Source organism: Marivita sp. S2033 (genome assembly GCF_046592965.1).
Taxonomy (GTDB): domain Bacteria; phylum Pseudomonadota; class Alphaproteobacteria; order Rhodobacterales; family Rhodobacteraceae; genus Marivita.
The window spans coordinates 398,405-424,477 of the sequence record NZ_JBISBV010000001.1 but is presented as its reverse complement, the minus strand read 5'-3'; the positions used below and the strand labels follow the sequence as shown (position 1 = coordinate 424,477).

25 protein-coding genes are annotated in these 26,073 nt (G+C 59.5%); 15 read left to right on the top strand and 10 right to left on the bottom strand.

The features are described from left to right. Window positions 1-131: 131 nt before the first annotated feature. Together ACGKZZ_RS02000 and ACGKZZ_RS01995 are read right to left on the bottom strand one after the other, a co-directional pair. Window positions 132-269, bottom strand: a complete 138-nt coding sequence (locus tag ACGKZZ_RS02000; RefSeq protein WP_411221755.1) for a hypothetical protein — start codon at window positions 267-269, stop codon at window positions 132-134. A 3-nt stretch (window positions 270-272) separates the two neighbouring features. After that, window positions 273-683 (bottom strand): CopD family protein, encoded by a 411-nt coding sequence (locus tag ACGKZZ_RS01995; RefSeq protein WP_411221754.1) that lies wholly within the window; start codon window positions 681-683, stop codon window positions 273-275. Window positions 684-803: 120 nt separating this feature from the next. Here ACGKZZ_RS01995 and ACGKZZ_RS01990 point away from each other — a divergent pair, with 120 nt between their 5' ends. From ACGKZZ_RS01990 to ACGKZZ_RS01970, 5 genes are all read left to right on the top strand, one after another. Beyond that, on the top strand, window positions 804-2,252 hold the full coding sequence (locus ACGKZZ_RS01990; RefSeq protein WP_411221753.1) for an FAD-linked oxidase C-terminal domain-containing protein: 1,449 nt from the start codon (window positions 804-806) through the stop codon (window positions 2,250-2,252). Window positions 2,253-2,307: 55 nt separating this feature from the next. Then, window positions 2,308-3,411, top strand: coding sequence for an FAD-binding protein (locus ACGKZZ_RS01985; RefSeq protein WP_411221752.1), 1,104 nt, complete (start codon window positions 2,308-2,310; stop codon window positions 3,409-3,411). Window positions 3,412-3,414: 3 nt separating this feature from the next. Beyond that, entirely contained in the window at window positions 3,415-4,728 is a 1,314-nt protein-coding gene (gene glcF / locus ACGKZZ_RS01980) for a glycolate oxidase subunit GlcF (RefSeq protein ID WP_411221751.1), read from the top strand. 64 nt (window positions 4,729-4,792) lie between these two features. Next, complete coding sequence (locus tag ACGKZZ_RS01975; protein ID WP_411221750.1) at window positions 4,793-5,620, top strand: trypsin-like serine peptidase; 828 nt, start codon at window positions 4,793-4,795, stop codon at window positions 5,618-5,620. A gap of 125 nt (window positions 5,621-5,745) precedes the next feature. Next, window positions 5,746-6,213, top strand: coding sequence for an Hsp20 family protein (locus tag ACGKZZ_RS01970; protein WP_411221749.1), 468 nt, complete (start codon window positions 5,746-5,748; stop codon window positions 6,211-6,213). A 54-nt stretch (window positions 6,214-6,267) separates the two neighbouring features. Here ACGKZZ_RS01970 and ACGKZZ_RS01965 read toward each other — a convergent pair whose 3' ends face one another. Then, window positions 6,268-7,743: an NAD-dependent succinate-semialdehyde dehydrogenase gene (locus ACGKZZ_RS01965; RefSeq protein ID WP_411221748.1), complete on the bottom strand. Its 1,476-nt coding sequence runs from the start codon at window positions 7,741-7,743 to the stop codon at window positions 6,268-6,270. Between the two features lie 83 nt (window positions 7,744-7,826). Here ACGKZZ_RS01965 and ACGKZZ_RS01960 point away from each other — a divergent pair, with 83 nt between their 5' ends. Beyond that, on the top strand, window positions 7,827-8,624 hold the full coding sequence (locus ACGKZZ_RS01960) for an alpha/beta hydrolase (protein WP_411221747.1): 798 nt from the start codon (window positions 7,827-7,829) through the stop codon (window positions 8,622-8,624). Window positions 8,625-9,036: 412 nt separating this feature from the next. Beyond that, entirely contained in the window at window positions 9,037-9,519 is a 483-nt protein-coding gene (gene dps, locus ACGKZZ_RS01955) for a DNA starvation/stationary phase protection protein Dps (protein ID WP_411221746.1), read from the top strand. Between the two features lie 72 nt (window positions 9,520-9,591). Here the strand turns inward: dps and ACGKZZ_RS01950 are convergent, their stop codons facing one another. From ACGKZZ_RS01950 to ACGKZZ_RS01940, 3 genes are all read right to left on the bottom strand, one after another. Beyond that, window positions 9,592-11,355 carry a sensor histidine kinase gene (locus tag ACGKZZ_RS01950; protein ID WP_411221745.1) on the bottom strand — a complete coding sequence of 588 codons (1,764 nt, stop codon included), beginning with the start codon at window positions 11,353-11,355 and terminating at the stop codon, window positions 9,592-9,594. 424 nt (window positions 11,356-11,779) lie between these two features. Next, entirely contained in the window at window positions 11,780-12,901 is a 1,122-nt protein-coding gene (locus ACGKZZ_RS01945) for a serine/threonine protein kinase (protein ID WP_411221744.1), read from the bottom strand. 114 nt (window positions 12,902-13,015) lie between these two features. Continuing rightward, the gene (locus ACGKZZ_RS01940; protein ID WP_411221743.1) at window positions 13,016-13,579 is read right to left on the bottom strand and encodes a hypothetical protein; all 564 of its coding nucleotides are present in this window, start codon (window positions 13,577-13,579) and stop codon (window positions 13,016-13,018) included. Window positions 13,580-13,761: 182 nt separating this feature from the next. Between ACGKZZ_RS01940 and ACGKZZ_RS01935 the strand changes: the two genes are divergently transcribed. From ACGKZZ_RS01935 to ACGKZZ_RS01900, 8 genes are all read left to right on the top strand, one after another. Continuing rightward, a complete protein-coding gene (locus ACGKZZ_RS01935) occupies window positions 13,762-14,838 on the top strand; it encodes a hypothetical protein (RefSeq protein WP_411221742.1) in 1,077 nt (358 codons plus the stop codon). After that, the gene (locus tag ACGKZZ_RS01930; protein WP_411221741.1) at window positions 14,835-15,953 is read left to right on the top strand and encodes a hypothetical protein; all 1,119 of its coding nucleotides are present in this window, start codon (window positions 14,835-14,837) and stop codon (window positions 15,951-15,953) included. The genes ACGKZZ_RS01935 and ACGKZZ_RS01930 overlap by 4 nt, the downstream gene beginning before the upstream one ends. 76 nt (window positions 15,954-16,029) lie before the next feature. Beyond that, window positions 16,030-17,961, top strand: coding sequence for an ATP-binding protein (locus ACGKZZ_RS01925; RefSeq protein WP_411221740.1), 1,932 nt, complete (start codon window positions 16,030-16,032; stop codon window positions 17,959-17,961). A gap of 59 nt (window positions 17,962-18,020) precedes the next feature. Continuing rightward, the gene (locus ACGKZZ_RS01920) at window positions 18,021-18,728 is read left to right on the top strand and encodes a DUF433 domain-containing protein (protein WP_411221739.1); all 708 of its coding nucleotides are present in this window, start codon (window positions 18,021-18,023) and stop codon (window positions 18,726-18,728) included. Next, the gene (locus ACGKZZ_RS01915; protein ID WP_411221738.1) at window positions 18,716-19,120 is read left to right on the top strand and encodes a hypothetical protein; all 405 of its coding nucleotides are present in this window, start codon (window positions 18,716-18,718) and stop codon (window positions 19,118-19,120) included. Before ACGKZZ_RS01920 ends, ACGKZZ_RS01915 begins: the two co-directional genes overlap by 13 nt. 3 nt (window positions 19,121-19,123) lie before the next feature. Then, complete coding sequence (locus tag ACGKZZ_RS01910; protein ID WP_411221737.1) at window positions 19,124-20,458, top strand: DUF6638 family protein; 1,335 nt, start codon at window positions 19,124-19,126, stop codon at window positions 20,456-20,458. Between the two features lie 3 nt (window positions 20,459-20,461). Next, a complete protein-coding gene (locus ACGKZZ_RS01905) occupies window positions 20,462-20,728 on the top strand; it encodes a hypothetical protein (RefSeq protein WP_411221736.1) in 267 nt (88 codons plus the stop codon). Between the two features lie 11 nt (window positions 20,729-20,739). Next, complete coding sequence (locus tag ACGKZZ_RS01900) at window positions 20,740-21,384, top strand: DUF1523 family protein (RefSeq protein WP_411221735.1); 645 nt, start codon at window positions 20,740-20,742, stop codon at window positions 21,382-21,384. A gap of 11 nt (window positions 21,385-21,395) precedes the next feature. On the opposite strand, the gene ACGKZZ_RS01895 is transcribed toward ACGKZZ_RS01900, so the two are convergent. From ACGKZZ_RS01895 to ACGKZZ_RS01880, 4 genes are read right to left on the bottom strand one after another with little or no spacing between them, the layout of a single operon-like run. Continuing rightward, window positions 21,396-22,268 (bottom strand): dimethyl sulfoxide reductase anchor subunit family protein, encoded by an 873-nt coding sequence (locus ACGKZZ_RS01895; RefSeq protein WP_411221734.1) that lies wholly within the window; start codon window positions 22,266-22,268, stop codon window positions 21,396-21,398. After that, entirely contained in the window at window positions 22,268-23,017 is a 750-nt protein-coding gene (locus ACGKZZ_RS01890) for a 4Fe-4S dicluster domain-containing protein (protein ID WP_411221733.1), read from the bottom strand. Before ACGKZZ_RS01890 ends, ACGKZZ_RS01895 begins: the two co-directional genes overlap by 1 nt. Beyond that, on the bottom strand, window positions 23,014-23,172 hold the full coding sequence (locus tag ACGKZZ_RS01885) for a hypothetical protein (RefSeq protein ID WP_411221732.1): 159 nt from the start codon (window positions 23,170-23,172) through the stop codon (window positions 23,014-23,016). Before ACGKZZ_RS01885 ends, ACGKZZ_RS01890 begins: the two co-directional genes overlap by 4 nt. Then, window positions 23,169-25,991 carry a molybdopterin oxidoreductase family protein gene (locus ACGKZZ_RS01880; protein ID WP_411221731.1) on the bottom strand — a complete coding sequence of 941 codons (2,823 nt, stop codon included), beginning with the start codon at window positions 25,989-25,991 and terminating at the stop codon, window positions 23,169-23,171. The genes ACGKZZ_RS01885 and ACGKZZ_RS01880 overlap by 4 nt, the downstream gene beginning before the upstream one ends. Between the last annotated feature and the right edge of the window lie 82 nt (window positions 25,992-26,073).

Sequence of the window (26,073 nt, the reverse complement as noted above, 5' to 3'; positions counted from 1 at the left end):
TTTGTTTCGCATGCGAAACAATGGGGCAGCGGTGTTGACCTACTTTCCCAGCGACGAAACCGCCCCGGACCATCCGTCAACCGAACATCTGGCGCGAATGAACAGCTGCACGTTCGGCAGGTCTGACAGGCTCAGGTCTGAGAAACCGAAGGCCGCGATTTGGGTGGATGCTCGATCAGGACGCCGCACCCGGCCCATGCGATGAGCAACACCGCGAAAGCGACGGCATCCAGTGGCGTGAACAGCGCGATGCGATCCATCCAGCCCATCTGTCAGAACGGCTTCACGACAACGACCCACAGGATCGCGATCACGCCGAAAACACTGATTTCATTGAAGACGCGCAGGTAGACATCGCCTTCGGTGAAGACGCCGCGCTTGCCTCTGATCACCATGCGACCCGTCCAGATGTAGTGCAGCGCCAGCAAGGTGACGAGCCCCAGCTTGAGCCAGACCCATGTCGGCATACCCCAAAGCACGCCAAGCCAGACCCCGGTGATCAGGGCGATCACCCCAAGCCCCGCCGAAAACCGGTACAGGCGGACGGTCAGATCCCCCAGCGGGCCGAATTCGCCCAACCGGTCATATTCGCGCTTCCAATAGATCATTGCGCGCGGAACGGCGAAAATCGATGTCATCCAGCCCATGACGCAAAGAAGGTGTATAATCTTGATCCAGTCCATGGCGCTTGGTGGCCTTGCTGGCGTCTGAAGGCAAGAGGCAGGTAGACTTGGTTGGACCAAAAACTTCTGGTCATCGGAGTGAAATTGGTTATATCTTTTTACCAATTTGGAGGATGTCCCATGCAAATGCCCCAGCCAGACGCCCGCGTGCTGTCACGCAAGGCGCAAATCGTGGACCGGTTGAAATCCGTGCTGCCTGACGGCGCGGTGATCTCTGACGAGATGGAAACCCGCGCATACGAGTGTGATGCGCTGACCGCGTATAAATGCCCGCCGCTGGCGGTGGTGCTGCCATCCTCGACGTCCGAGGTTTCGGAGATCCTGAAAATCTGTCACGAGATGGGTGTGCCTGTCGTGCCGCGAGGGTCGGGAACGTCGCTTGCGGGTGGCGCATTGCCGACTGCGGATTGCGTCCTGCTGGGTGTCGCGCGGATGGCCGATGTGATTGAAACCGACTATGACAACCGCTTCATTCGAGTGCAAACCGGGCGCACCAATCTGAGTGTCACCGGCGCCGTCGAGGAAGACGGGTTCTTCTATGCCCCCGATCCCTCAAGCCAGCTTGCCTGTGCGATTGCCGGCAATATCGCAATGAATTCGGGAGGCGCGCATTGTCTGAAATATGGCGTGACGACGAACAACCTGTTGGGTGTCACGATGGTGAAGATGGACGGCACCATCGTCGAGATCGGCGGCACGCACATGGATGCGGGCGGTTACGACCTGCTCGGGCTGATCTGCGGCTCCGAAGGCCAGTTGGCTGTTGTGACCGAGGCGACGCTGCGCATCCTGCCCAAGCCCGAAGGCGCGCGGCCCGTTCTGATGGGGTTTGACAGCAACGAGGTCGCGGGGGCCTGCGTCGCCGACATCATCAAGGCCGGTGTCTTGCCGGTGGCGATCGAATTCATGGACCGCCCCTGCATCGAGGCGACAGAGCGGTTTGCCAAGGCGGGTTATCCGATGTGCGAAGCGCTGCTGATCGTCGAGGTCGAGGGCAGCGCGGCCGAGATCGACGAGCAACTCGCGCTGATCCTTGAAATCGCGCGGCGGCACGATCCCGTCGAACTGCGCGAGGCCAAGGATGCCGACGAAGCCGGGCGTATCTGGCTTGGCCGCAAATCGGCCTTTGGCGCGATGGGACAGATCAACGATTACATGTGTCTTGACGGGACGATCCCGGTGTCGGAACTGCCCTTCGTTCTGCGCCGGATCGGCGAGATGTCAAAGGAGTACGGTCTGGGCGTGGCCAACGTGTTTCACGCCGGGGACGGCAACATGCATCCGCTGATCCTGTATGATGCCAACAAGCCGGGCGACCTGGAGCTTTGCGAAGCGTTCGGAGCGGATATCCTGCGACTCTGCGTGGAGGTGGGCGGTTGCCTGACAGGCGAGCATGGTGTCGGCATTGAAAAACGCGACCTGATGGTCGACCAGTTCGCGCCTGCCGATCTCGAGGCGCAGATGGCGGTGAAGGATGTTTTCGATCCGGCCTGGCTACTCAATCCGGCCAAGGTGTTCCCGCTCGCAGCGTCAGAGAGCCGTCGCAGCGTGGCGCTGGCGGCTGAGTGAGCGATGGGGGGCCAGCCCCCCAAACCCCCCGAGGTATTTGAGGCCCAAAGAGACCATGAAACCAACGACAGAAGCCGATCTGGCGGACATGATAGCCGGAGCCGACGGGCCGCTTTGCGTGCGCGGAGGTGGAACGCGGGGCGTGAGACTTGACGGCGAGGTGCTGGAAACCGGCGGCTTGTCGGGGATCACGCTTTATGAGCCGGGATCACTGACGTTGGTCGCGCAGGCGGGCACACCGTTGGCAGAGATCGAAGCGGCGCTTGATGCCGAGGGGCAGCGTCTGGCCTTCGAGCCGATGGATCACCGCGGATTGCTGGGAACATCAGGCACGCCGACGATCGGCGGCGTGGTGGCGGGCAATGTCAGCGGGCCGCGGCGCGTCTCCGTGGGTGCGTGCCGGGACTTCATGCTGGGCGTCAGGTTTGTCGATGGCATGGGCACCGTCATCAAGAATGGCGGTCGGGTGATGAAGAATGTCACCGGTTATGATCTGGTCAAGCTGATGAGCGGAGCCTGGGGGACACTTGGCGTGTTGAGCGAGGTGAGCCTCAAGGTGTTGCCGCGCCCCGAAGCGGCGGCCTGCGTGATGATTGACGGTCTGAGCGATGCAGACGCGGTGAGCGCCATGGCCAAAGCGCTGCGTTCGCCGTTCGAGGTGTCGGGAGCGGCGCATCTTCCGGACGGAGCGCATGGCGCATCGGTGACGATGTTGAGGGTCGAGGGGTTTGCCGGATCGGTCAGCTATCGCGCCGACAGGATTTCAGCGTTGTATCCAGACCAGCCGGTGCGCGTGGAACGCGCGCCCGAGGTGGTTGCAGAGCAGTGGGTGTCGGTGCGGGACGTGGCGCCGTTTCACGATCATGGCGGCGACGTCTGGCGGGTGTCTTGCACACCTAGCAAAGCGGCCGAGTTGGGTGCCATGATGCAGGCAGATGCGCTGCTTTATGATTGGGGTGGCGGCTTGATCTGGGTGCGCGTTCCGGCGGGCGTCGATCTGCGCGCACGCCTTGGCGCATTTGACGGACATGCGACGCTCGTACGTGGCAGCGGACACGCGAAGTTCCAGCCCGAGCCGGACGACATTGCGGCGCTGTCGAAAGGGCTGCGTGAGCGGTTTGATCCGAAGGGCATTCTGAACACCGGGTTGATGGGGTAGGCGATGCAGACGACTTTTACCGACGCGCAGTTGCAGGATCCCGATTTCGAGCGCTCGAACGAGATCCTGCGCGCCTGCGTGCATTGCGGATTTTGCACCGCGACCTGCCCGACCTATCAGGTGTTGGGAGACGAACTGGACAGCCCGCGGGGGCGGATTTACCTGATCAAGGACATGCTTGAGAACGAGCGGGTGCCCGACCCCAAGACGGTCAGGCATATCGACCGCTGCCTGTCGTGCCTTGCCTGCATGACGACCTGCCCGTCGGGGGTGCATTACATGCATCTTGTCGATCACGCGCGAGCCTATATCGAAGAGCATTACGACCGGCCCTGGCATGACAAGGCGCTGCGCTGGATGTTGGCGCGGATTTTGCCCTATCCCATGCGGTTTCGGATGGCCCTGATCGCGGCGAAGATCGGAAAGCCGTTCGCGCCGCTGATCCCGGATGCGCGGTTGCGCGCGATGCTGGAGATGGCGCCAAAGCGCATTCCTCCGGTGAGCCGGAATGACGATCCGCAGAGTTTCGCACCCAAGGTGGCGCGCAAGAAGCGGGTCGCGCTGATGACCGGCTGTGCGCAAAAGGCGCTGAACACCGATATCAACGATGCCACGATCCGGTTGCTGACGCGGCTGGGGTGCGAGGTTGTCGTGGCCAAGGGTGCGGGATGTTGTGGGGCATTGACGCATCACATGGGCAAGGTCGACGAGAGCCACCGCTCGGCGGCGGCCAATATTCGCGCGTGGGTGGCCGAGATAGATGGCGATGGGCTGGATGCCATTGTCATCAACACCAGCGGCTGTGGCACCACGGTGAAGGATTACGGACATATGTTCCGGACGGACTCCTTGGCAGAAGATGCCGCGCGGGTGTCGGCGATAGCGAAGGATGTCAGCGAAGTTCTGATCGAGCTTGTGGACGAGGCCGACGTGGCGGAGGCGCGAACGATTCACGGCGGGCCGCGCGTGGCCTATCATGCGGCATGCAGCTTGCAGCATGGGCAGCAGATCAAGACCCATCCCAAGACGCTGCTCAAGGCGGCCGGGTTTGACGTGGTGGAACCGGCGGACAGCCATCTGTGCTGCGGATCGGCGGGGACGTATAACCTGATGCAGCCCGAGATCTCCAAAAAGTTGAAATTGCGCAAGGTCCAGACACTGGAAGCGAAGGCGCCGGAGATCATTGCAGCAGGCAATATCGGCTGCATGATGCAGATTGGATCGGGAACCGGGATTCCGGTCGTGCACACGGTAGAGTTGCTGGACTGGGCGACCGGCGGACCTCCGCCTGCAGCGTTGAAATTAAACGGAAATTAACCATTGCAGTCATAGTTTCGCCCCAATATCCCGGTATCCAGACGGCGAATAAGGGGAGTGTTTGATGCGCCTTTTCATACTCGGCCTCCTGTCGACCCTGCTGCCGTCTTTGGTGGCTGCACAGGGCGGCGGGCTGTTCTCGATGGAAAGCCGTCAGGATGGCCGCGCATGGGAGGCTGTGGGGCGTCTTGAATTGGCTGGAAGCGCCTTTTGCACAGGCTCATTGATCACGCCGCACCTTGTGCTGACGGCGGCGCATTGTCTGTACGACGACACCGGCGCGCTTCTGGCGCCCGAGGACATTCAGTTTCTTGCCGGTTGGCGCAATGGCCGCGCGGCGGCCTATCGGCGGGTGCGGCGCGCGGTTGCGCATCCCGAGTATGATTTCAACGCCAAATCGGGCGCGGGTCGGGTCTATCGCGATGTCGCCTTGATCGAACTCCAGCATCCGGTGCGCAACACAACGATCATCCCTTTCGCAACCGATCAACGCCCGCACGCCGGATCGAGCGTGTCGGTTGTCTCTTACGCGCACAACCGGTCCGAGGCTCCCTCGATGCAGGACACTTGCGAGGTCTTGTCGGAACAAAGCGATCTTCTGGTGCTGTCATGTTCGGTCGATTTCGGCAGCTCGGGATCGCCGGTCTTTTCCCTTGGCCCGGACGGGCCCAAGATCGTCGCGGTGGTGTCGTCCAAGGCCAAAAGCGACGGATCGCCGGTGTCGTTGGGGGCGCCGCTGGAAGGCCAGATCGCGGTGATCGAAGCGTTGATGCAAGACGGTGTCGGATTCATCGAGGGCAGCGCCTTTCGCCCGTTCCGTGTCGATGACCGCCTGCGCAAAGCCGCCGGAGCAAAGTTCATTCGTCCGGTTTCCCGCCACGAAACCCCTTGAACCCGCCATATCGGGTTCCCATTTTATCATCGTCGGATGTCCCATCGGGAGTCCGGCCCAGCAAACCGGGCCTGTCCAATCTGGAAGGCCCAAAACATCTGGTATCGCTCAATGGAGGATGACCTATGCGAGGACTTGATTTCGCGCCGCTTTACCGCGCAACCGTCGGCTTTGACCAAATCGCCGACATGCTGGATCGTGTGACAACCAACGAGGGTTCGCACACCACGTATCCACCCTATAATATCGAAAAAACCGCTGATGATGCCTATCGCATCTCAATCGCCGTGGCCGGATTCTCGGACGAGGATCTGACGGTCGAGGTGAAGGATGGCGCGCTGCTCGTTTCGGCCAACAAGGTCGATGAAGACGAAAGCCGCACTTATCTGCATCGCGGCATCGCCACCCGCGCGTTCCAGCGCCGGTTCCATCTTGCCGATCATGTGCGTGTCGTTGGCGCCAGCCACGAGAACGGCATGTTGCACATCGACCTTGCGCGCGAGATTCCCGAGGCTCTGAAGCCGCGTCGGATCGAGATTGCCAAGGCTGATGCCATCGAGAAAGATGTGGTTGACGCTAAAGCCGTGAACTAAACGCGACGCTGAAACGAAAGGCCCGGCGGGTAGACCGCCGGGCCTTTTTGTGTGTCAGACGGACATGCAGATGTATTTCATCTCAAGAAATTCTTCGATCCCGTGGTGGCTGCCTTCGCGGCCAAGCCCGGATTGCTTGACCCCGCCAAAGGGCGCGAATTCGGTCGAGATGATGCCGGTATTGACGCCGACAATGCCATATTCCAGCGCCTCGGCCACCTTGTAGACGCGGCTCAGATCCTTGGCATAGAAATAGCTCGCCAGTCCGAAGATCGTGTCGTTGGCCAATTCGATCACGTCGTCTTCGGTTTCGAACTTGAACAGCGGGGCAAGCGGGCCGAAGGTTTCATCGGTCGAAAACGCCATGTCCTTGGTGGCGCCAGTGACGATGACGGGGGCAAAGAAATTACCGTCGAGGTTCTGGCCCTCCTCGCCCAGGATCACCTTACCACCCTTGGACTTGGCATCGGCGATATGCTCCTGCACTTTCTCCAGCGCGTCCTTGTTGATGAGGGGGCCAAGGTCGGTGCCGTCCTTGAGGCCGTCGCCGACCTTCATCTTTGACACCTTGTCCTTCAGCTTTTGCGCAAACTCGTCATAGACACCCGCCTGCACATAGATGCGATTGGCGCAGACGCAGGTCTGGCCGTTGTTGCGGAACTTGCACATGATCGCGCCTTCGACGGCGGCATCGAGATCGGCATCGTCGAACACGATGAACGGCGCGTTGCCACCAAGCTCCATCGAACACTTCATCACCTGATCGGCGGCCTGACGCAGCAGGATGCGGCCCACTTCGGTCGAGCCGGTGAAGGTCAGCTTGCGCACCGCATGGTTCTCGCAGAACTCCTTACCCACTTCGGAGGAGGAGGAGGATGGAACGACGTTGAACACGCCTTTCGGAATGCCGGCCCGTTCGGCCAGGACGCCCAGAACGATGGCCGAGAGCGGTGTTTCGGCGGCGGGACGGGCGACAAAGCTGCATCCGGCGGCCAAGGCCGGCCCTGCCTTGCGGGTGATCATCGCAGTCGGAAAATTCCACGGCGTGATCGAGCCGACAACGCCGATCGGCTGTTTGATCACCATCAGACGCTTGTCGCGCTGGTGGCCGGGGATGGTCTCTCCGTAGACGCGCTTGGCCTCTTCGGCAAAGAACTCGACGAAGGACGCGCCATATCCGATCTCGCCCTTGGCCTCGGCCAGCGGCTTGCCCTGCTCGGCGGTGAGGATTGTGGCGAGGTCGTCCTGATGCTCGATCATCAGATCGAACCATTTGCGCAACACGCCGGCACGCTCTTTACCTGTCCACTTGGCCCAGTCCTTCTGGGCCACCTCAGCCGCAGCTATGGCATCGGCCACTTGTGCGCGCGACAGATCAGCGACCTCGGCAATCGTATCGCCACGGGCGGGGTTTTCGACGGCAAACGTGCCATCATCGCCGTCGATCCATTCACCATTTACATATGCGCGCGTTTCCAACAGCGACGGGTCGTTGAGAAGGCTGGCAAGGTTTGTATTTTGATCGAGCATGGGTCCCTCCGAATTAGATGCTGACAATGGTGGATCACTTGCTAGATGGTAAGGCAAGTGTTGATCTTTGAGGAGAACGGAACGTGGATTGGGACGACGCCTATGCAAATGCGCCCTACATTCCGAACAGTGAAGAGTTTCCAGACAGATGGCGGGCCGAGGCCGACGCGTTCCGGCAGCGGCTGTCGGTCTCGGGGCGCGCCCGACTTGGGATGATGTATGGTCATGGCCCGCGCGAGATCGTGGACCTGTTCCTCCCCGACGGTGTTCCAAAAGGCGTGTTCGTTTTTGTGCATGGTGGCTATTGGCGGCAGTTTGACGGCTCTCTCTGGTCGCACCTTGCGCAGGGCGCGCTGGATCGGGGTTGGGCGGTCGCCATGCCGACCTATGACCTGACGCCAAGAGTGCGAATTGCCGACATCACACGCCAGATCGCACAGGCCATTTGCGTGGTCGCGAACGAGTTCGACGGACCGTTGCGGCTTGCCGGGCACTCGGCAGGTGGCCATCTGGTCGCTCGAATGCTGGCACCGGACGTGTTGCCCGAGGATGTCATGAAGCGGATCGAGAAATGCGTACCGATTTCGCCAGTGTCTGACCTGCGCCCGCTGATGAACACCCGCATGAACGACGATTTCAAGCTGGACGAGACATCCGCCGCAGCCGAGAGCCCTGTGCTCACAGACGCGCCGCCCACGGATGTGACCGTGTGGGTCGGCGGCGCCGAGCGGCCGGTGTTTCTGGATCAGGCGCAATGGCTTGCCGATGCGTGGGGCTGTAACATCATCGTCGATCCGGGCAAGCATCATTTCGATGTCATCGACGCGCTGACCGAGGCTGACAGCCCGCTGATGCATGCGATCTTTCCGTCCGGGGCCTAATTCGCAGGCAATGCTGGTCCCTGAGCGACCGACTCCCGGTGCCAGTGCGGACACACGCAATTATTTGCATGTGACGGCCCTCACGCGGGAACCTCAGCGAGTGTTCGGGGTTATCCTTAATGAAAGGAAACACCATGACTGTTCAAATTACCTTGGCGCTTTTCGCCCTCGTTCTTGTCCAATTCCTTTTCATCCTTGCGACCAAACCCAAGGCCGTGTCGCTTGTTGAGATGGCAAGGAAAGACATTTGAAAACCTGCTCCCGGTGCGCGGCTTACGAGCCGTGTGCCGAGTTTATCGTTTCCCGATATCCACAGAGCGCACGTCAGAGGACTGACGGGCGCGACTTTCGTTCAACGGCCGGTCAACACGCCGCCCGTTGAGAACACCAACCCCAGAAACAGGAGTTTACAATGCCTACGAATTTTGCCGGTGGCCTGAATCAGGACACGCGCAGCCAAATGGTCGACCTTCTCAACGAGAACCTGGTTGACGCCATTGCGCTTACTCTCGCAGTGAAACAGGCGCACTGGAATTTGAAGGGGCGCGGATTTATCGGCGTCCACGAGTTGCTTGATGAGGTGGCCGATCGCCTTCGCAACGGCGCCGATCTCATGGCAGAGCGCGCCGTCATTCTTGGCGGTATCGCCAAGGGCACACTCGAAGCCGCCGCAAAGGAAACGCGCGTCAGCCCGTACCCTGAAGCAGCCACCGATATTGCTGAGCATATCGAAGCTCTGAAAGAACGGTTTCTCGAAGTCGGTGAAGCAGTGCGTGGAGCGGCCAAGACGGCAGGCGACGCGGGTGATGAAGATACCGCCGATCTGTTCACCGAGGTAAGCCGCGCCATCGACAAGGATGCTTGGTTCATCGGCGCGAACGCTGAAGAAGCGTAAGGGTCTTTTACATTCAAAGATAGAAAGCGGCGTTGCCCATCATGGGCAGCGCCGCTTTTTCATGTGCGGCACTCAGGCCTGCTCGGGAAGATACGGCTGGTAGGGAAACGTGATCGTGAGATCGTGCCAGTCTTCCCGCACATCTTCTTGGACATCAGCTTCGAGTTGGCTGGAAAACGCCGCGATCAGCCGTCTGCCAAGCCCGGTTCCCGTAACCCTGTCCTTGGTTGGCATCACGCTGTTGCCGATCGACAGGCGGATATGCTCCTCGCCGTCGATTTCCAGCTTCTTGAGAGCGATGCGCAGTCGGAAAACGCCGTCTTTTCCCGGCCCGCCATATTTGAAGACGTTGGAAAGCGCCTCGGTGGTGGCCATTGCCAGAGGGCTGGCGTGATCCGGGATCAAGGTTACTTTCTCAAGGTCTTTGCGGATATCGACCGAGGTTTTTGATGCCGCACCGATATTGGCAACTTGCGTCACCAATTCCCCGATCAGAACATCCACCCTGAGCTTGGTCAGCGAAGGTTCCTGATACAAGGCGCGGTGAACCGAGGCGAGGCTGTTCACGCGGTCCTGAAACTGGCGCAGAGCTGTCACGGCCTCGGGGCTTTTCAGTTGCCGAACCTGCATGTTGATGATCGAGGAAATAAGCTGAAGGTTATTCTTGACGCGGTGATACACCTCTTTCAGCAGCACTTCGCGCTCATAAATCGCGTTTTGCAGGTCCGCTTCGTCTCTCAACAGCTGATCGGCCATCGACTCGAACGTCTCGTTGATGGTCTGGATTTCGTTTGGCGCTTCCTGAATCTCCTTGGATGACTGAATGTTCCTTTCGTCAGCGAAGCGGCGCATACGCCGTCCCAAATCGCTGATATGACGCAGCACGAGACGGTTGAGTGATATCACGGCGACGATAATGCCGACCGCCCACATCACGAAGGGGAAGAGCAGCGTCGTTCCTGTAAACCACGGGGCCGACATCATCTTGAGCGCCTCGCGGCCCCAACTGCCCAATGCGTAAACTTCGCCCGGCAAAATGGGGATTACGGAAATCAGGCGGGGATCACCCGCGCGGCTCGTTGCTGTAAAGAACGACCCCTCTTGATTCACGAACCCTTCCAGAGCCAGACCTTCTGGCAAATTGTCTTCGAAGTCGCCGTTGGAGGATGACGACAGAACTTCGCCGTATTTGTTGAACATCACCATCGACACGTCGCCGGCGTCTTCTATCCGCTCAACCGTGCGCTCCATAGGCTCGGCCGCGAAGGATAATGCGACGAACCCGGTCAGCATATCCTCGACGTCAAAAATCGGGTGTAAAACCGTGATCACCGGCAATTCCGAAACAGAGCCGCGTGCACTGAATCCGATGAACGGCTCTGGATTCTGGAACAGATCCGCGGCTCTCGGGCCGGGTGTGAACTCAAGTTCCGTACCGGCACTGTTACAGACGGACCGGGATTCGCTGTTCATGACGCCAACGAATTCGAATTGTTCACCCGACACCCGAACCCGCTGCATGATCGCCGTGCATTGTTCGGTGCTGAGTTCTGTTGCCCCCAAAGTCTCGGCCAGCCCCTTTGCCACGCCCATCTTCATCAGCAACTCGCGCCGTTCGGGTTCGACGAGTGTGCTGGTTCGCGCGTGCAGCGATGATTCAAGGTTTTCGTTGGCGGCCTCAATTGCGCGCCAGCTTTGGCTCATCGCCACCAGACCGATGGGCAACAACGCCAGCGACAACAGCAAGGCGATCCGCACCACGAGGCTTTGAGTCAAAGTCTTGCTCTCGGCGTCTTCCGCTGTGGTGTCGGAGGGGTTTGATCGGTCAGGTGACATAAGACGCTAGATCGGTTTGACCAATGCGCCGGCCAACCGTTCATCCGGGATCGGTGCGCCACACACAGGGCGCGGATACTCTAGCGCGTTTCGGGTCATAACGGGTTTGCCTGTTATTTATAAAGAGGTGCCTTACGTGGTTCAACGCCCCTGCTGCGGAACCGTTCCACACCGTGACGAAGCGAACATCGGTTTAAAACAATATCTTACGTTTCGCCAGGAAATGAGGATAATCGGCCACAGTTTTCCGAAACGTCACCGAACCGATCATCACCTTGATCCACACTCCAAAAAGCATGCCCCGTCATCCTAGCGCGCAACCGTGAAAATCTTGTGACGAGGATATGGTTTTCTGGCGGAATCTGGCCCCCTGCCAGGAGCCGGTCGGGCGGCTCTCTGGAGAGTTTACAAGACGCGATGGCGGTTACTGGATTGGGAAGTAGTCCTCGCAAACACCGTCGCGGTACACATCCGCCGTGCAGCAGTGCAGACCGCCTCCAAAGGCATAGGCGTCGCGCAGTTCCACGGGAATGACCTCTAGCCCCAGCTTGTCCATCTGCTCGGCCTGATACACTTCCGATGCCTCGACGCAGACCGTTTTGGGGTCGAGTACCAGCACGTTCATCGACAGCCAGGTCGACGAATAGCACAGCGGTGGCGGCGTGTTGTGCGCCGGCTGCGCGGCATCGACGATCTCCCAATCGTTCTTGTTGAAATAGTCCCGCTGATCATCGGGCAAACGGCGGTTGGGATTGTTGAGGATCAAACCGGGGCGCAGCGGCGTGAAGGTCGCGTCAATGTGGATCGGGTAGGGATCGCCGGGGAAATTCACCGCACGCACCCGATGGTCGGGGAAATGACGACGCAGCCACTCGATGCCCTTCAGATTGGTGGTAAAGCCGTGCTGGACGATCAGGTCCTTGCCAAATCGAAGAACGTCAGCAGCATCGAAAAGCGGTTCCTCTTCGGTCGTGACAAAATGCTTTTCGGCCGTCCACTTTAGGCGTTTCTCGATCCCGATTTTGTCGGACAGGTAATCGTCGTGATAATCAGCATCGCTCAAGCGGGGCTTCGGCGCAGACTCGTGGCGGAAGTTGGGATCTTCGTCAAAGTATTGCTGCATCAACGGACGATAGCACAGATATTCAAACCATCGGCAACGATAGGACATCGTCGCTTCCAACATCTCGTGCCCGACGGTGAGCAGCACGTCGCGCGGCGGCATACAGCCGAACTGGCTTTCGGTGTGAAAATCGGGCGTCGTCACCGGAAGGCTGAAATCGGTCGGTGTCGGACGGTCCACGCGAATGCCGCGTTTGGACAACGTGTCGGCAAATGTGTCGAGCAGCTCGTTCGCGCGGTCGATGGTTTCTTGCGGACGGCGGCCCCACTGGCCTCGCATGTCGCTGTCCTCGGGCACCTTGGCATCCAGCGCCGGTTCCTCGGGTGGGATGTGGCAATCATCGGCGCGCCCGACAATCACATGGCGCAGAGTATCCCATTCATTCCAGCTTTTGACTTGCGTTTTATCCGGCGACCAATCCATGCCTGTTCCTTTCAGTTCACGTTGCCGCTTGGTGCGCGATACGGTGCGACGCGGCAAGCCAAAAAAAAGGCGCCGGATGAACAGCGCCTTTTCCAACATCGAGTTTCCTGAAGGTTATTGGCCGAAATTCGACAGGCCTTCGAAGTCGATCCGGCCCATCGCGTCCATCAGCAACTCCTCGTCCTGACCCTCGATCGTGATGAGGATACGATTGTTGACCAAGGCCATAGCCTGTCCGTCGTTCAACGCGACCCGTTGGCGGCCGATCCGCTCAAGCTTCATGCCCATCGCGGCGGCGTTGGTGACCATGCCTCCCATCGTCGACACCATTGCGTTATCGGCCATCATGGTGATTGAATAGGATTGCGAGCGATCCTCGGACGTATAACTGGCGCCCGCGCCCATGCCGCCGCCCATCATCGCAAGCCCGGCCTGCATGTCATCGTCTAGTTGTCGGTCCCATCCCTCCGGTGCCTCCGGCAGGAACTGCTTGAACGCCTCCGCCTGAATTGCCTTCATCTTCTGACGCGCGAACTCGAGCTCTTCGAGCGCATATTGCACATCGCCGTCGTTGTAGGCCTCCAGCGCGGCCTGCAACGTGTCGGAAATCTCATCGGCGTGCGATATGGCGGGAAGCGCCAGAGACAGCGCCAAAGCTGCGGAAACAAAACGATTCATCTCAATACTCCGTCCTTGACCAGACTCCCAGCGTCGCCAAACGCTGACCTTAAGGCAACACCGCATACGATCTGCGCTTCACTTTCAAGCGGGTATTTGCAAAAGTTTTTCCACTGCCATCGGACCCGATGGTCACATCCCCGGCTTTCGAGCCCCAGCATACGTATTGGAGATTTTTTCGGATGGCGGATTTTGACACTCAGGTGCGTGAAAGTCAGGCTCAGGTGGCGCAAGCACAGGCCAAGATTGCCGAACTGACCACACGGATTGAAGCCGCCAGATCGCAGATGAAAAGCGGCGACGATGTCACGTTCGACATTGAAAACGCCACTCTGGACGATGTGCACGCCCATACCGATGTGATGAACGCCAATATCGCGGAACTGATCATGGGGCTTGACGATGTGACCTCTGCCTTTTCCAAGGATTTCGACGACATGCGGTCGAAAACCGGCTGGGAGAGCTTTGTCGGCATCTTCTCAAAGGGCAAATCCGATTCAATGCGGCAAGAACGGATGCGCACGGCGTCGATTGACGACAAGTTGCAGGATCTGATCGCCAAGTCGGACGTTATCGTTACCCTTCTGCAAGGCCAGTTGAACATGCTCAACGAGCAGAAGGACAAGGTCGAGGTGAACCTGTCCGAGACGCTGGACGAGCGCGAGGCGACGGTCGGCGAGTTGGAAACCGTGCGCGCTGAAATCCTTGATATGGATCCGAGGATCATCGAACTCGAGAACAAGATCAGCGTTGAACAAGACGCCGCAGCCCGCACCAAGCTGGAAACCGAACTGGCGGAACTGAATGCCGCTTATAATGCCTTGGTGCAGGACGAGCAGGTCAAGCTGGCCAAAAGCCAGACGCTTGAGCGTTATATCGAAAAGGGCAAGACGTGGATCGACAGCCTGCAGAACCAGGCGGCGACGCAGATGGTCCTGATCAATAAATTGCAGACCGACACCAAGCAGCGTGTGGTTCTGTATGACGCGCTGACCAAATCGCTGAAAACCGCACAGCAACAGGATGTGGCGCACCGGATCAACGAAATCGGCGTCCAGACGGACAAGGAAGCGCAATCGGCAATGGCCGGAATTGGCGCGGCCACCAACCAGCGTATGGCCGATATGCTCGAAGGGCACGAGGATCACATGATCTTTGCCCGCGAGGTGCTTGAAGCCAAGGCCAAGGCCGATGAACGGTTCGCGCGCCGCTTTCAGGCGATTGTCGAGAAACATGACAAGAACCTGTATGGGGCATGACAGAGCCTGCCAGTGACCATCGCGGCCTGACCGACACGCACGTCAGCCGCCGCTACTTTGCCAAGTTCGACGCGATCATCGCGCATCTTTCGCGGGTTGCGGGGCTGCTGCATGCCGAAGGGCGCTTGAGCAAGGACGAGGTCGATGTGCTGGCGCGCTACGTCACCGGCCTCAACCTGACGTTTCGCGCATTGTCGATGAAGTACATGCTGGTCGGGCGCGAGACCGGCCAGGTTTTTGGCGCGCTGACGATGGACACGCACGAAAGCGGGTTTCCCACTGCGACCGAACTGATGGTGATGGCCAATGATGCAGCTCAGGCTGCACGCCATCTTGAAACGCTGCCCGACGCCGGCACGCTGAAGAAACGCATGGTGGCCGAGATCATCGGCGAGCAGAGCATCCCGACGCGGTTGCAATTCACCTTGAGCCAGCGGCTGTATTACGAGGAATTGCTGCGCGGCAACCTGTTCTGGGCGCGCAACGATCCGCAATGCCAGTGGCTTGGCGGGACAGAGGAGCGACGGCGCTATCTGCTGCATTGGGCGATCTACGACACTCAGATGAACCTGCCGACGGTCTACCTGATGGAAGTCGAGGATACCGGCCGCGATCCGCTGCCGCGCGACCAGCGCCGCTGGCCCGAGGCGCAAGCCCATCTCATGGCGCAAAGCCTGAGCGGTTTGAAGCTGTTGACCATTGCACAAGGGTTCGACCAGACCTTTGACGATCTGCACCCCAAGCGTCTGCGCCGGTTTCATATCGGCCCCATGTATGTGCACGGGTTTACCCACCAGAGCGGACCGATCCGCGAGGTTCTTGAACAGGCAAGCGCGCCGGACGGGCAGGATTGGGCGTTGGTCTGGACGGTGGAGGACCTGGAAAGCGAAGATGTGCGGCAGGAGAAATCCGGCTGGTTTTCGACCGTGGAGCGCGAGATGTTCGCGCTTGATCCGTTCTCGGGCCGCGGCGCCGAAACCGGCGCGACGCGAACGGAGCGGATGATCGTCATGCCCGAGCGGCCGTTTCAGGTGTTGGCAGAACGCAATCCGCCGGGGTTTGAAAACGTGCGCAAATTCGTGGTGAGCGATGCGGGGCCTGTTCTGCGGTATTGAGCGTTGCGCTCTTGCTGCGTGCGGGAGCCTCCGGCGGGAGTTTACTTGGCAAGATGAAGTTTAGGAGCGTGGTGAGATGAGTGTGACGTCCGACCTGATGGAGTTGCGCGAAGACGCGATCCGCAAACATTATTCTGCCGCGACCGCGATGCTCGAGGGGTTTGACCATACGCCGCGCAATGGGTCGGCGTCGCCTGAGCGGGTGGAGCGATCTTCGGGAATTGGCACGCGGCGTCGGTTTCGCAGCACAACGCCGGGCCTGGTAACACGCTCGACCGCGCGGCCGGAGGGGGTGCACCTGCTGGACCGGATCGCGTCTGCCGATGGGGACGATCCGCTGATTTCGCCGCCGCAGGCCGTCGTCATGCACGGGTTGCGCCGCGCCCTTGCGATCGCATTGGCAATGGGTGAGGCGTTTTCGGAAGCGACGCCCCTGGCCGATCTCAAGCGCGCGAACCTGCAAGGTGCCTTGGCTGCGGATCGAAAGGCCGATTTCAGTGCGCTGTTGGAGGCCGAGGCGCTGGCGGTTCTGCATGTCTTTGCTAACGCCACGTCCTATCTGTTGGCTTCTCAGGCAAGCGAGGTGAGCGCCGACGTGGGCGAGGTGCAGGAAGTTTTGACTGACAATGCGCCGCTGGCCTTGCAGGGGGCGCTTTGGGAACTCGATCAGAAGATCGCCACCCACGCCAGTGACGAAGCCCGGATGGTGGCGACCGTTCTGGCTTTTACCGAGCAATTGATGGAGCGGGTTGCCTTGCGCGCCCAGAACGGCGCACGGACGGGCGCGTTCACCGGCGCCAACTGGCGGGTGGAGGCGGATGACCTGACGATCCGGGGCTTCACGCCTGCCTCCCGCGCCAAGGGTACGGTCCTCACCATGCAGTTCAAGAAACCGAATCAGGTGGTGGGCAACCATATCGCCAAGTATCAGGCGATGCGGCTGGCGAAGATGCTGATGGCTTATGACTTTGAGCGGCGTCTCAACCCGTTTGCGGAGCTTGGCGGCTTCATCTTCACCTTCATGGGTGACGGTGCGCCGGGGACCGGCAAGACGACACTGATCCAGATGATGGCGGGGCTGATTCACGACTATTGCCAGAACGCGGGCTATCCGTTCCGCTATCAGAACTTCGGTATCGACAATATCGACAGCTATCAGGGCAAATCCGGCCAGAACGCCAAGGCCTTTGTGACCAATGTGCTCGACCCGTCGGTGATCGGGTTCGGCACCATCGACGACATCGACCAGATCGCGGGGCGGCGCGGCGACCGGCAGTCGAGCGCGGGCCAGCAGGAGGTCACGGCGGTGTTCATGGAGGCCTTCGCCGGGGCCAATACGGTGGTGCGGGGGAGCTGTACGTTTGGCATGTTCTCGAACTACCCCGAGAACGTGGACGACGCCCTGCGCCAGCGGGCGGGCGCGCGGTTCCTCGTGGACGGGCCACAAACGCGGGAGGATTACATCGACATCCTTGCGCTGCTGATGGGCAAGAAGCACGACATTCCCTTGGGTGATCACGAGCTTTACGCGGCGCAGCAGATCAAGAAGGCGGTGGCTGCGTCGTTTGACTCGCACAACCGGCCCAAGGAGGCGGGGTTGCTGGAGGTCTATGATCGGGTGTCGTCGCGGATCGGCGCGCTCGACACGATTGCCAAGATGGGCACCTACCTCAAGGCCATTCAGGAGGCCGACCCGCGCTTTACCGGCCGCGCGATCAAGAACATCACCGACGCGGTAAAGGTTCGCGCGATGGATTTCGAACTGCCGGATGAATGGATGGAGCAGCCGGAGCTTTTCCTGTTCAAATCGTATGACGAGAAGGCGGCGATGATCGAAGACCTGCGGCGGCCGATCACGGTCGAGATGGTGATCCAGGAGATCAACCGCTACGCGGATTCCGAGTTCCGCTATGCGGACAAGTCGGATGAGGTTGCGATTGAGGGGATGGTGCGCGACTTCGGGCGTCAGGAAGAGGCGAAGCGGCGGTATTTGGAGGGGAAGGGGTGACTTCATAGTCGTTGCCAAAGACCCCATCTACATTCTACTTGGTATCAAGGAGTAAAAAAATGCCTGCGGAAGCGCGTCAATTATGGGAAACACGGTTGAACATCCCCTCTTACCGAGTGGGTGAAGCTGCTTCCTATGCTCGCGTTGCTCCACAGACCGTCACGGCTTGGCACAAGAGAAAAATAGCAGGCAAACCTCAACTGCTCAGCGAGAAGAAGCCGCGCGAGGGGATTTCCTTCCTACAACTCATTGAGCTTGCGGTTGTGGCTGACATGCGCAAGCTAGGTGTTAAGCTGCACGAAATTGAGCTGGCTCGGGCATATTTCAAAAAAGAAACTGGACTCGAATTTCCCTTTGCAAAACTAAGATTCAAGAGTGACGGCGCAGACGTGTTTAGCGAAATTGAGGGGGCTTTGGGGGAAGTCATCGAAGACAAAGTTCTATCGGCAAACCACGGGGGACAATACACTTGGACCGAAATGCTTTCCTCGAGATTCAAGGAATTTAATTATGACGATAGTGGCGCAGTCATAGCCTGGAAAGTCGCTGGACCAGACAAGGATATTGAGATCAACCCAAAATTAGCATTTGGTGCGCCGCAAATTGGTGGAATTAAGACAGGGATTTTGAAGGCTCGTTGGGTAGCAGGTGAAGACGTAGACGAGATCGCTGAAGACTTCTCGCTGTCCGAGCAACAGGTCCTACAAGCACTCACCTTCGAAGGCATTGAACCAAGCGAAGTTCGTTTATCTCGATGGATGCATTAACTTTTTACTTTGATAGGAACTTTGGAAAGCGCCTTCCTAACGCACTTTACAAGCTTCGTCCTCCTGTAGAAATTCGCTGGCATCAAGGCGAACGGTTCGCTCAAGATATGCCGGATGACGAGTGGATGGAAAAAGTTGGTGGCAAAAATTGGATAGTTCTCACCCAAGACCTCAAATTCCATCTAATCGAACATGAGGTTCAAGCTCTGAAACAGCACAATATTCGGTGCTTTTACTTTCCTGATGCCCAGATTGGGATGTGGAAAACTTTAGCCATTTTTATGCGAACGCATGAACGCATCATAGCTCTGGCTCAAAACCACAAAGCACCTTTCATTTTCAAAGTTCAAAATACTGGCTCTATAAAACCGGTTTTTGTTGCGGATGGCTAACCAATGAACCGCCTCATCCAATCCGGTCTGATGTTCGGCAACCTGATCCATGTCGCCTCGCCCGCGCTCGTAGAGCGGTATAACCGGGCGCTCCTGCACCTCACCGGCAAGACCACAACTCAGACGGATTTCCACATCGACATCTCCGGCTTCTCGCCCGAGGTGGGGGATGAGTTGAATGACCCGCTCTACCTCAACCAGAACGGGGTGAACCGGCAGTTCATTCTGTTGACGACGCAGCAGAAGACCGCGCCGCTGCTGGAGGCGAAGTTCTCGACCTCGCGCGGTATATTGAGGCAGTTTATAAACGCCAACGAGCCGCAACTTTTCGCGCTCACGGCTAGGGACGCAGTGGCCGGAGAACTGGTCAACTCGGTGTTCGACGTGAGCAATCCCGAACGGCTGTTCGACATTCACACCATCACCATCGAGGCGGACACGACAACGGGCACGCTGCGCGATGCGGGCAAGCTGGCGGCGCTGGTGGATCGCTTTACCACCGAGGAAGGCGGCTGGCACGATGACGTGCTGATCGCCGACATGATCACCCTTGCCAAACGCACGGGAGATGTTGTGCGCAATCCGGTGAAGCTCGACCGGATGTCGTTCAGGCAGGACAATTTCCACACCAGCCATTTCGGCGGGATCTATGTGTTTCGCGGGGTGGAGCATCCGGCGGCGATCTGCGCGGGCGATGCGGTGCCGGGGCTGCCGATTGCCTATACGTTCGCGCTGGACGATCGGAACAAGGTGGCGAAGTTTCTTGACCTCAACGGGCTGGTCGAACCCATCGTCAAGGCGCGCGGCATCGACGCAAGTGCGATCTTGCGGCAGAAGATGGACTTCATCGTCGTTGACATCGCACAAGAGGCCGAGATCGACCTGACCGGTGCCACCCGGCGGGACATCAGAGGGCTGGCGCGGCGATATTCCGACCGATTGCCGCCCGAGTGGCACGCGCTCAACCAGCTTGTGCTCTGGGCGGATGGCGATGCCAGATGGCCCCGGATCGCCAGCGACCATCCGGCCTATTTCTACACGCTGCGCGCCAGTGACACGCCGGATGCGACCTTGGTCAACATGCTGCTGTCGGAGCTGTCGCCCAAGGATATCCGCCAGCTTTATATCTGTCACAAGGAGGCGTTCTATGGCGCCTATCGTAGCTGGAGCGACACCAAGCGCGCCTATGTTGTCGATTTCCTGACCCGCGAATACGTGGCCGACAAGGTCGGCGCGCGCGAAGCGTTGTTCGGCCATGACGCGCCGCTTGTGGAACCGCAACATATCCGCGACGATATCATCACGCGCGTCGGTCCCTGGGGCGCGGTTCGGAGGTAGGGTATGCTTGCACTTGGACGGCTGGTGGTGATCGGATTTCTTGTCCTGACCGTGGTCTATTTCTCTCTGTCCTTCTATTGCCGCGCCGGGCGGCGGGAAGAGTTGGAAAAGGAATGGGACGAAGAGATCCGGGCAGGCAACCGTGACACCTATGTTCAGGGCGGTTTGCGCGAGTATGACGGATCACTGCGACGCAAGCTTCTTCTGGGGGTGTATATCGTGCCGCTTACGCTTATGTGTGCGGTCATCTACTTTACGAACTTTTATTAGGGAACAGGGCCGTGGGTTACATCAAGTGGACGATCATCCTCCTGTTCTGGGCCGTACTGGGTGCGTTTTTGCATTATACGTTGCCGCAGAACGATGTCGTGCGGATCGTCAACACCTACGAAGAACGTCAGGACCTGACCGACTGGACCCGGATATTCTGGTCGCTTCCCGACGATCAGGCGGTCAACCTTGCCAACCGGGACGTGCAGTTTATTCAGGCGGTGCGGCCAAACGGCAAGCCGATGGTCTATCGCAACGAAGACACCGGTTGGGGCTGGCCGCCGTATTTCAAGTTCGACACCGCCAATCTTTACACCGAGGCGAATGACGCGATCTCGGACCGGGCCGCGCCCGAGTGGTACGCGGTCAAGCATTACGGCTGGCGCAACGAATTCCTGTCGATCTTTCCCAACGCGATCAGCATCAAACCGGTAGCCGGGCCGGATGCCCGGGTCATTCCGTGGGTCACGATCATCGTTCTGGTGGTGCTGGTCGCTCTGTTCTGGGCGATCTGGGTGCGCTGGCGGCGGTTCCGTCGCGCGCGGGTCGATCCGGTACTCGAAGATGTCGGGCACGGGTTCGAATCCGTTGGCGACGGCTTTGCCCGGCGGCGCAGCGGGTTCCGGCGGTGGTTGGACAGTTGGCGGTCCAAGTAGCCGGACCCGGATCAGCGCATTCCGTAATATAGCCCCACGACGTGTTCCGCTTCGGCAAAGAACAGCCATCGTGAAGTGAGGACCCCGGCGATATGGCTGAGGAGGGCCAGCACGCCAAAGATATGCGGTGAAGGCAACAGCAACAGAATGATCGGCACGATCACCATCAACACGATCGCGATCACGCGCAGCTTTTGTGCGTGACGGCGGCCAATTTTGTAGACCATTTCATCCAGCAGATAGTTCGTTCCGGTGTGCGGCGGCTCGAACGCGCGTACGGTGCCGATGTCGCCCAGACGCGTGGCGGTGGCCATCGTCGTCTCACTCTGCGTCAGGCTCTTGTCGCCAAGAACCCACCAGATCGCTTGCAACACGCCAGCCACAATCAACAGGACAAGCGCCACAGCGATACGCCCCGACAAGAGCGCGCCACCTGCAAGTGAGAGCGCGATGAAGAGAACGGGCGTCAGAACGGTGTTCCAGCGCGGTACGGTCTTCATCTGCGCATAGATCATGGACGTCGTATAGACCGTGAGCATCGATAGCCCGGCGCCCAGAAGCCCCAAAATCATCCATTGGGCATCGAAGAATACCAGCCCCAGCCCATACAGCGCCATCACCACCAACGCGGCAACCGACGCCCATGCCTCGCGGCTCAGCCAGCTGGTTTGCCATTGCGTGAACGCTTTGATTGCGCGGTCCGGTCGGCCAAGATGAAACGTCGAGGACACCAGACCTCCGACCGCCAGAAGATACCCGATGGCGAAAAACGCGAAAGCGACCCAGCCTGTCGGCGCGGTCTGATCGACGCCCAGCCAGAACAGCAAGCCAAGGCCAAGGCCGGAAAATGTGCTGAATGCGATGATAGATGGGGCTGGATGCATCAGAGTTTCTCCAGCGCTTTATCGAGCCAGCCGAGAAACCCCTTCGGCTCCTCGGCCACCGGCGCGAGCAGTGGCGCAAGGATGTCGATCTCGTCGTCCAGCCTGTCCTTGGGTCGCGGCGGCAGGTATTTGTTCACCGGTTTGGTGCCCTGCTCGGGCATCAGATCCACCCCGCCACGCTCGGCCACCAGCTGACTGACAGCGCTTTCGGGATCGCCCAGATCGCCAAAATGGCGCGCATTCGACGGGCAGGTCCGCACGCAGGCAGGCACGCGGTCCACCTCGGGCAGGTTCTCGTTGTAAATCCGGTCAACGCAGAGCGTGCATTTCTTCATCACGCCTTCCGCGCGGTCCATCTCTCGCGCGCCATAGGGGCACGCCCAGGCGCAGAGGCCACAGCCGATGCAATCGCTTTCGTTCACCAGAACGATCCCGTCTTCCACACGCTTGTAACTGGCTCCGGTCGGGCAGACGGTCACGCAGGGCGCATCTTCGCAATGCAGGCAGGACTTGGGGAAATGGATCAACTGCGCCGGACCACTTTCCGGCTGTACCTCGTAGGAATGTACCCGGTTCAGGAATGTGCCGGATGGATCGGCGCCATAGGGGTTTTGATCACTCAGCGGCGCACCGTAGTTTTCGGTGTTCCACCCTTTGCAGGAAATCACGCAGGCATGGCACCCGACGCAGGTATCAAGGTCGATCACTAGGCCCATCTTGCGCTGGGTGGTTTCAGGAAGCTGGGTCATGCGATACGCTCCTCCGTAAGCAGCCAGACAGGGGCAAGGACGATAGACGCTTCTGCATCCTTGTCCCAGTTCGCGACGAACCAGATAAACGACGCAACCATGCCGAACATCACCACGGCGATAAGAGCCAACGTCGTTTTCATCGCGCCGCTCATGATCCCACCTTCCAGCGCAATTCGTCCGGTCCGGTGCCTACGGGGGATACCTGCGGATCGAAGATCGGATGTGCCTCGTCAGGGGCCGCAACTTTTTCAATCTTCACCCGCAGGTCGAACCACGCGGCCTGTCCTGTCACCGGATCAGAGTTTGCCCAGCGCAACCCGTCGCCCTTGGGTGGCAGCAATTCATGGATCAGATGGTTGAGCAGAAAGCCCTTGGTGACCTCCGGCGCGTCTTTCTCCAAAGCCCAGGCACCCTTGCGCTTGCCGATGGCGTTCCACGTCCAGACGGTGTTTTCATTCAGCGCCGCCATATGTGCGACCGGCACCGTGATCTCGCCATGAGTTGACGACACGCGCGCCCAATCGCCCTCGGCAAAGCCGTGCCGCTCCCAAAGGTTGGTCGGCAAATACAGTGGATTATGCCCGTGAATCTGGCGCAACCACGCGTTTTGCGACCCCCAGGAGTGATACATCGCCATCGGCCGCTGGGTCAGCGCGTGGATCGGATATTCCTCGGGGTCGACATGGCCATCCTCGAGCGGCGCATACCAGATCGGCAGCGGATCGAGCGTGGCCTTGATCCGCTCGCGCAGATGATCTGGCGGTTGGCGGTCACCATGCCCTTCGGCGGCCAACTGGAACTTGCGCATCGGCTCGACGTAAAGCTGAAAGATATAGGGCGCTGGCGCATCATAAAGACCGATCTCGACTGCCCATTCCTGATAGGCCATGTTCCACGGCTTGTAATACGCGGCCTCCTCGGGAATATGCGACGTCCAGAACCCGCCATTGGCGATGTAGCTGTCCAGTTGCGCCTCGTTCACATCACCGCGCCCGCTGGTCAAACCGTCTTCGCCCATGCGCCAGCCCGCCAAGGGGCCAATGCCGGGGCGGCGCTCGTGGTGAGTGATGTAATCCGCGTAATCGGCAAATTTCTGGCTGCCGTCTTCGGTCACGAATCCCGGCAGATCGAGCTTTGCACCCAGTTCGCACAGCACCGACTGGAAGCCGCGCACATCGCGGTCCGGCTCCACCACAGGCCAGCGGATCGCATCGGCCGCCGCATCCGCCTCGCAGATCGGGCGATCCAGCAACGAGATGCAATCGTAGCGTTCCAGATAGGTGGTGTCGGGCAGGATCAGGTCCGCGTAAGCGACCATTTCTGATGAATACGCATCGGAATAGATGATCCGCGGGATGATATAATCTCCGGTCACGTCCGTGTCCGTCAGCATTTTCATCACGCCGCCGGTGTTCATCGACGAATTCCACGACATGTTCGCCATGTACATGAACAACGTGTCGATCTTGTAGGGATCACCCGCATGCGCGTTCGAGATGACCATGTGCATGAGCCCATGCGCGCTCATCGGGTTCTCCCATGTGAACGCCTTGTCGATACGCGCGGGCGTGCCGTCTTCGGTCAGGCACAGATCATCCGGCCCCTGCACGAAGCCCAGATGCGGACCATCGAGCGGCTTGCCGGGTGTGACTTTGCAATGCGGCTTGGGATGCGCAGTGGCCGGTTTCGGATAGGGCGGTTTGAACCGGAAGCCGCCGGGCGTTTCCACGCTGCCCAGCAGGATCTGCAAAACATGCAACGCGCGCGCGGTCTGGAAGCCGTTGGAATGGGCGCTGATGCCGCGCATGGCGTGGAAGCTGACCGGGCGGCCCACCATCCTCTCATGTCGATCGCCGCGAAAGTCCGTCCAGGGCTGGGCGATCTCGATGGCCTGATCGAAGGCGACATGTGCAATCTCGGCCGCGATGCGCTTGATCTTGGACGCCGCGACGCCACAGGTCTTGGCCACCGCGTCCGGCGCGTATTTCTTGTCAAGATAACGCTCGGCCAAGAGCTGCATCACAGGCCGGTGCGTCACTCCGGCGTGGCGATAGGTGGCGGCAAGGTCCGGTTTGACACCGGGCTGATCAAATGGCGTGAGCTTGCCGGTCTCACGGTCCATCACCAGCGGTTTGCCAGCCTCGTTTTTGAGAAACAGGCCGTGTTCGTCCGACTTGGGATCGCCATTTACCAAGACCGGCGCATTGGTGAACCGCGCCAGATAGTCGAGGTCGATCTTCCCGGCCCGAAGCAATTCGTGCACCAGCGACAGGATGAACAGACCATCGGTGCCCGGTGTAATACCGACCCAGTCGTCGGCGATAGCGTTATAGCCGGTTCGAATGGGGTTGACGCCGATCACCTTGGCGCCGAGCGCCTTGATCTTGCCCAGCCCCATCTTGATCGGATTGCTGTCATGGTCTTCGGCCACGCCGAACAGCATGAACAGTTTGGTGTGGTCCCAATCGGGCTGTCCGAATTCCCAGAACGCACCGCCCATTGTGTAGATTCCGGCAGCGGCCATGTTGACGGAACAGAATCCACCATGTGCAGCGTAATTCGGCGTGCCGAAATTTTGCGCCCAGAAGCTGGTAAAGGATTGTGACTGGTCACGTCCGGTGAAAAACGCCAACTTTTCAGGCGCTTTCTCTCGCAATGGTTTCAACCAGTCCGTCGCGATCTCTAGCGCCTCGTCCCAGCTGATCTCCTCGAACTCGCCTGATCCGCGCGGCCCGACCCGCTTCATCGGCGCGCGAAGCCGCGCGGGTGCGTTATGCTGCATGATCCCCGCGCTGCCCTTGGCGCAGAGCACACCCTTGTTTACCGGATGGTCGCGGTTGCCCTCGATATAGGCGACCTTGCCGTCTTTCATGTGCACGTCGATCCCGCAGCGGCAGGCGCACATGTAGCAGGTCGTCTTGCGCACCTCGTCCGAGACTTTGGGGGATGTGTCGATCTTCGGCTGGCCCATGCAACCTCCCTCAGCGATGCGAAGCCGCTTCGCACTGTTCACCCTATAAATGTCGGAACAGGGTTTTGTCCCGACGGTCTTA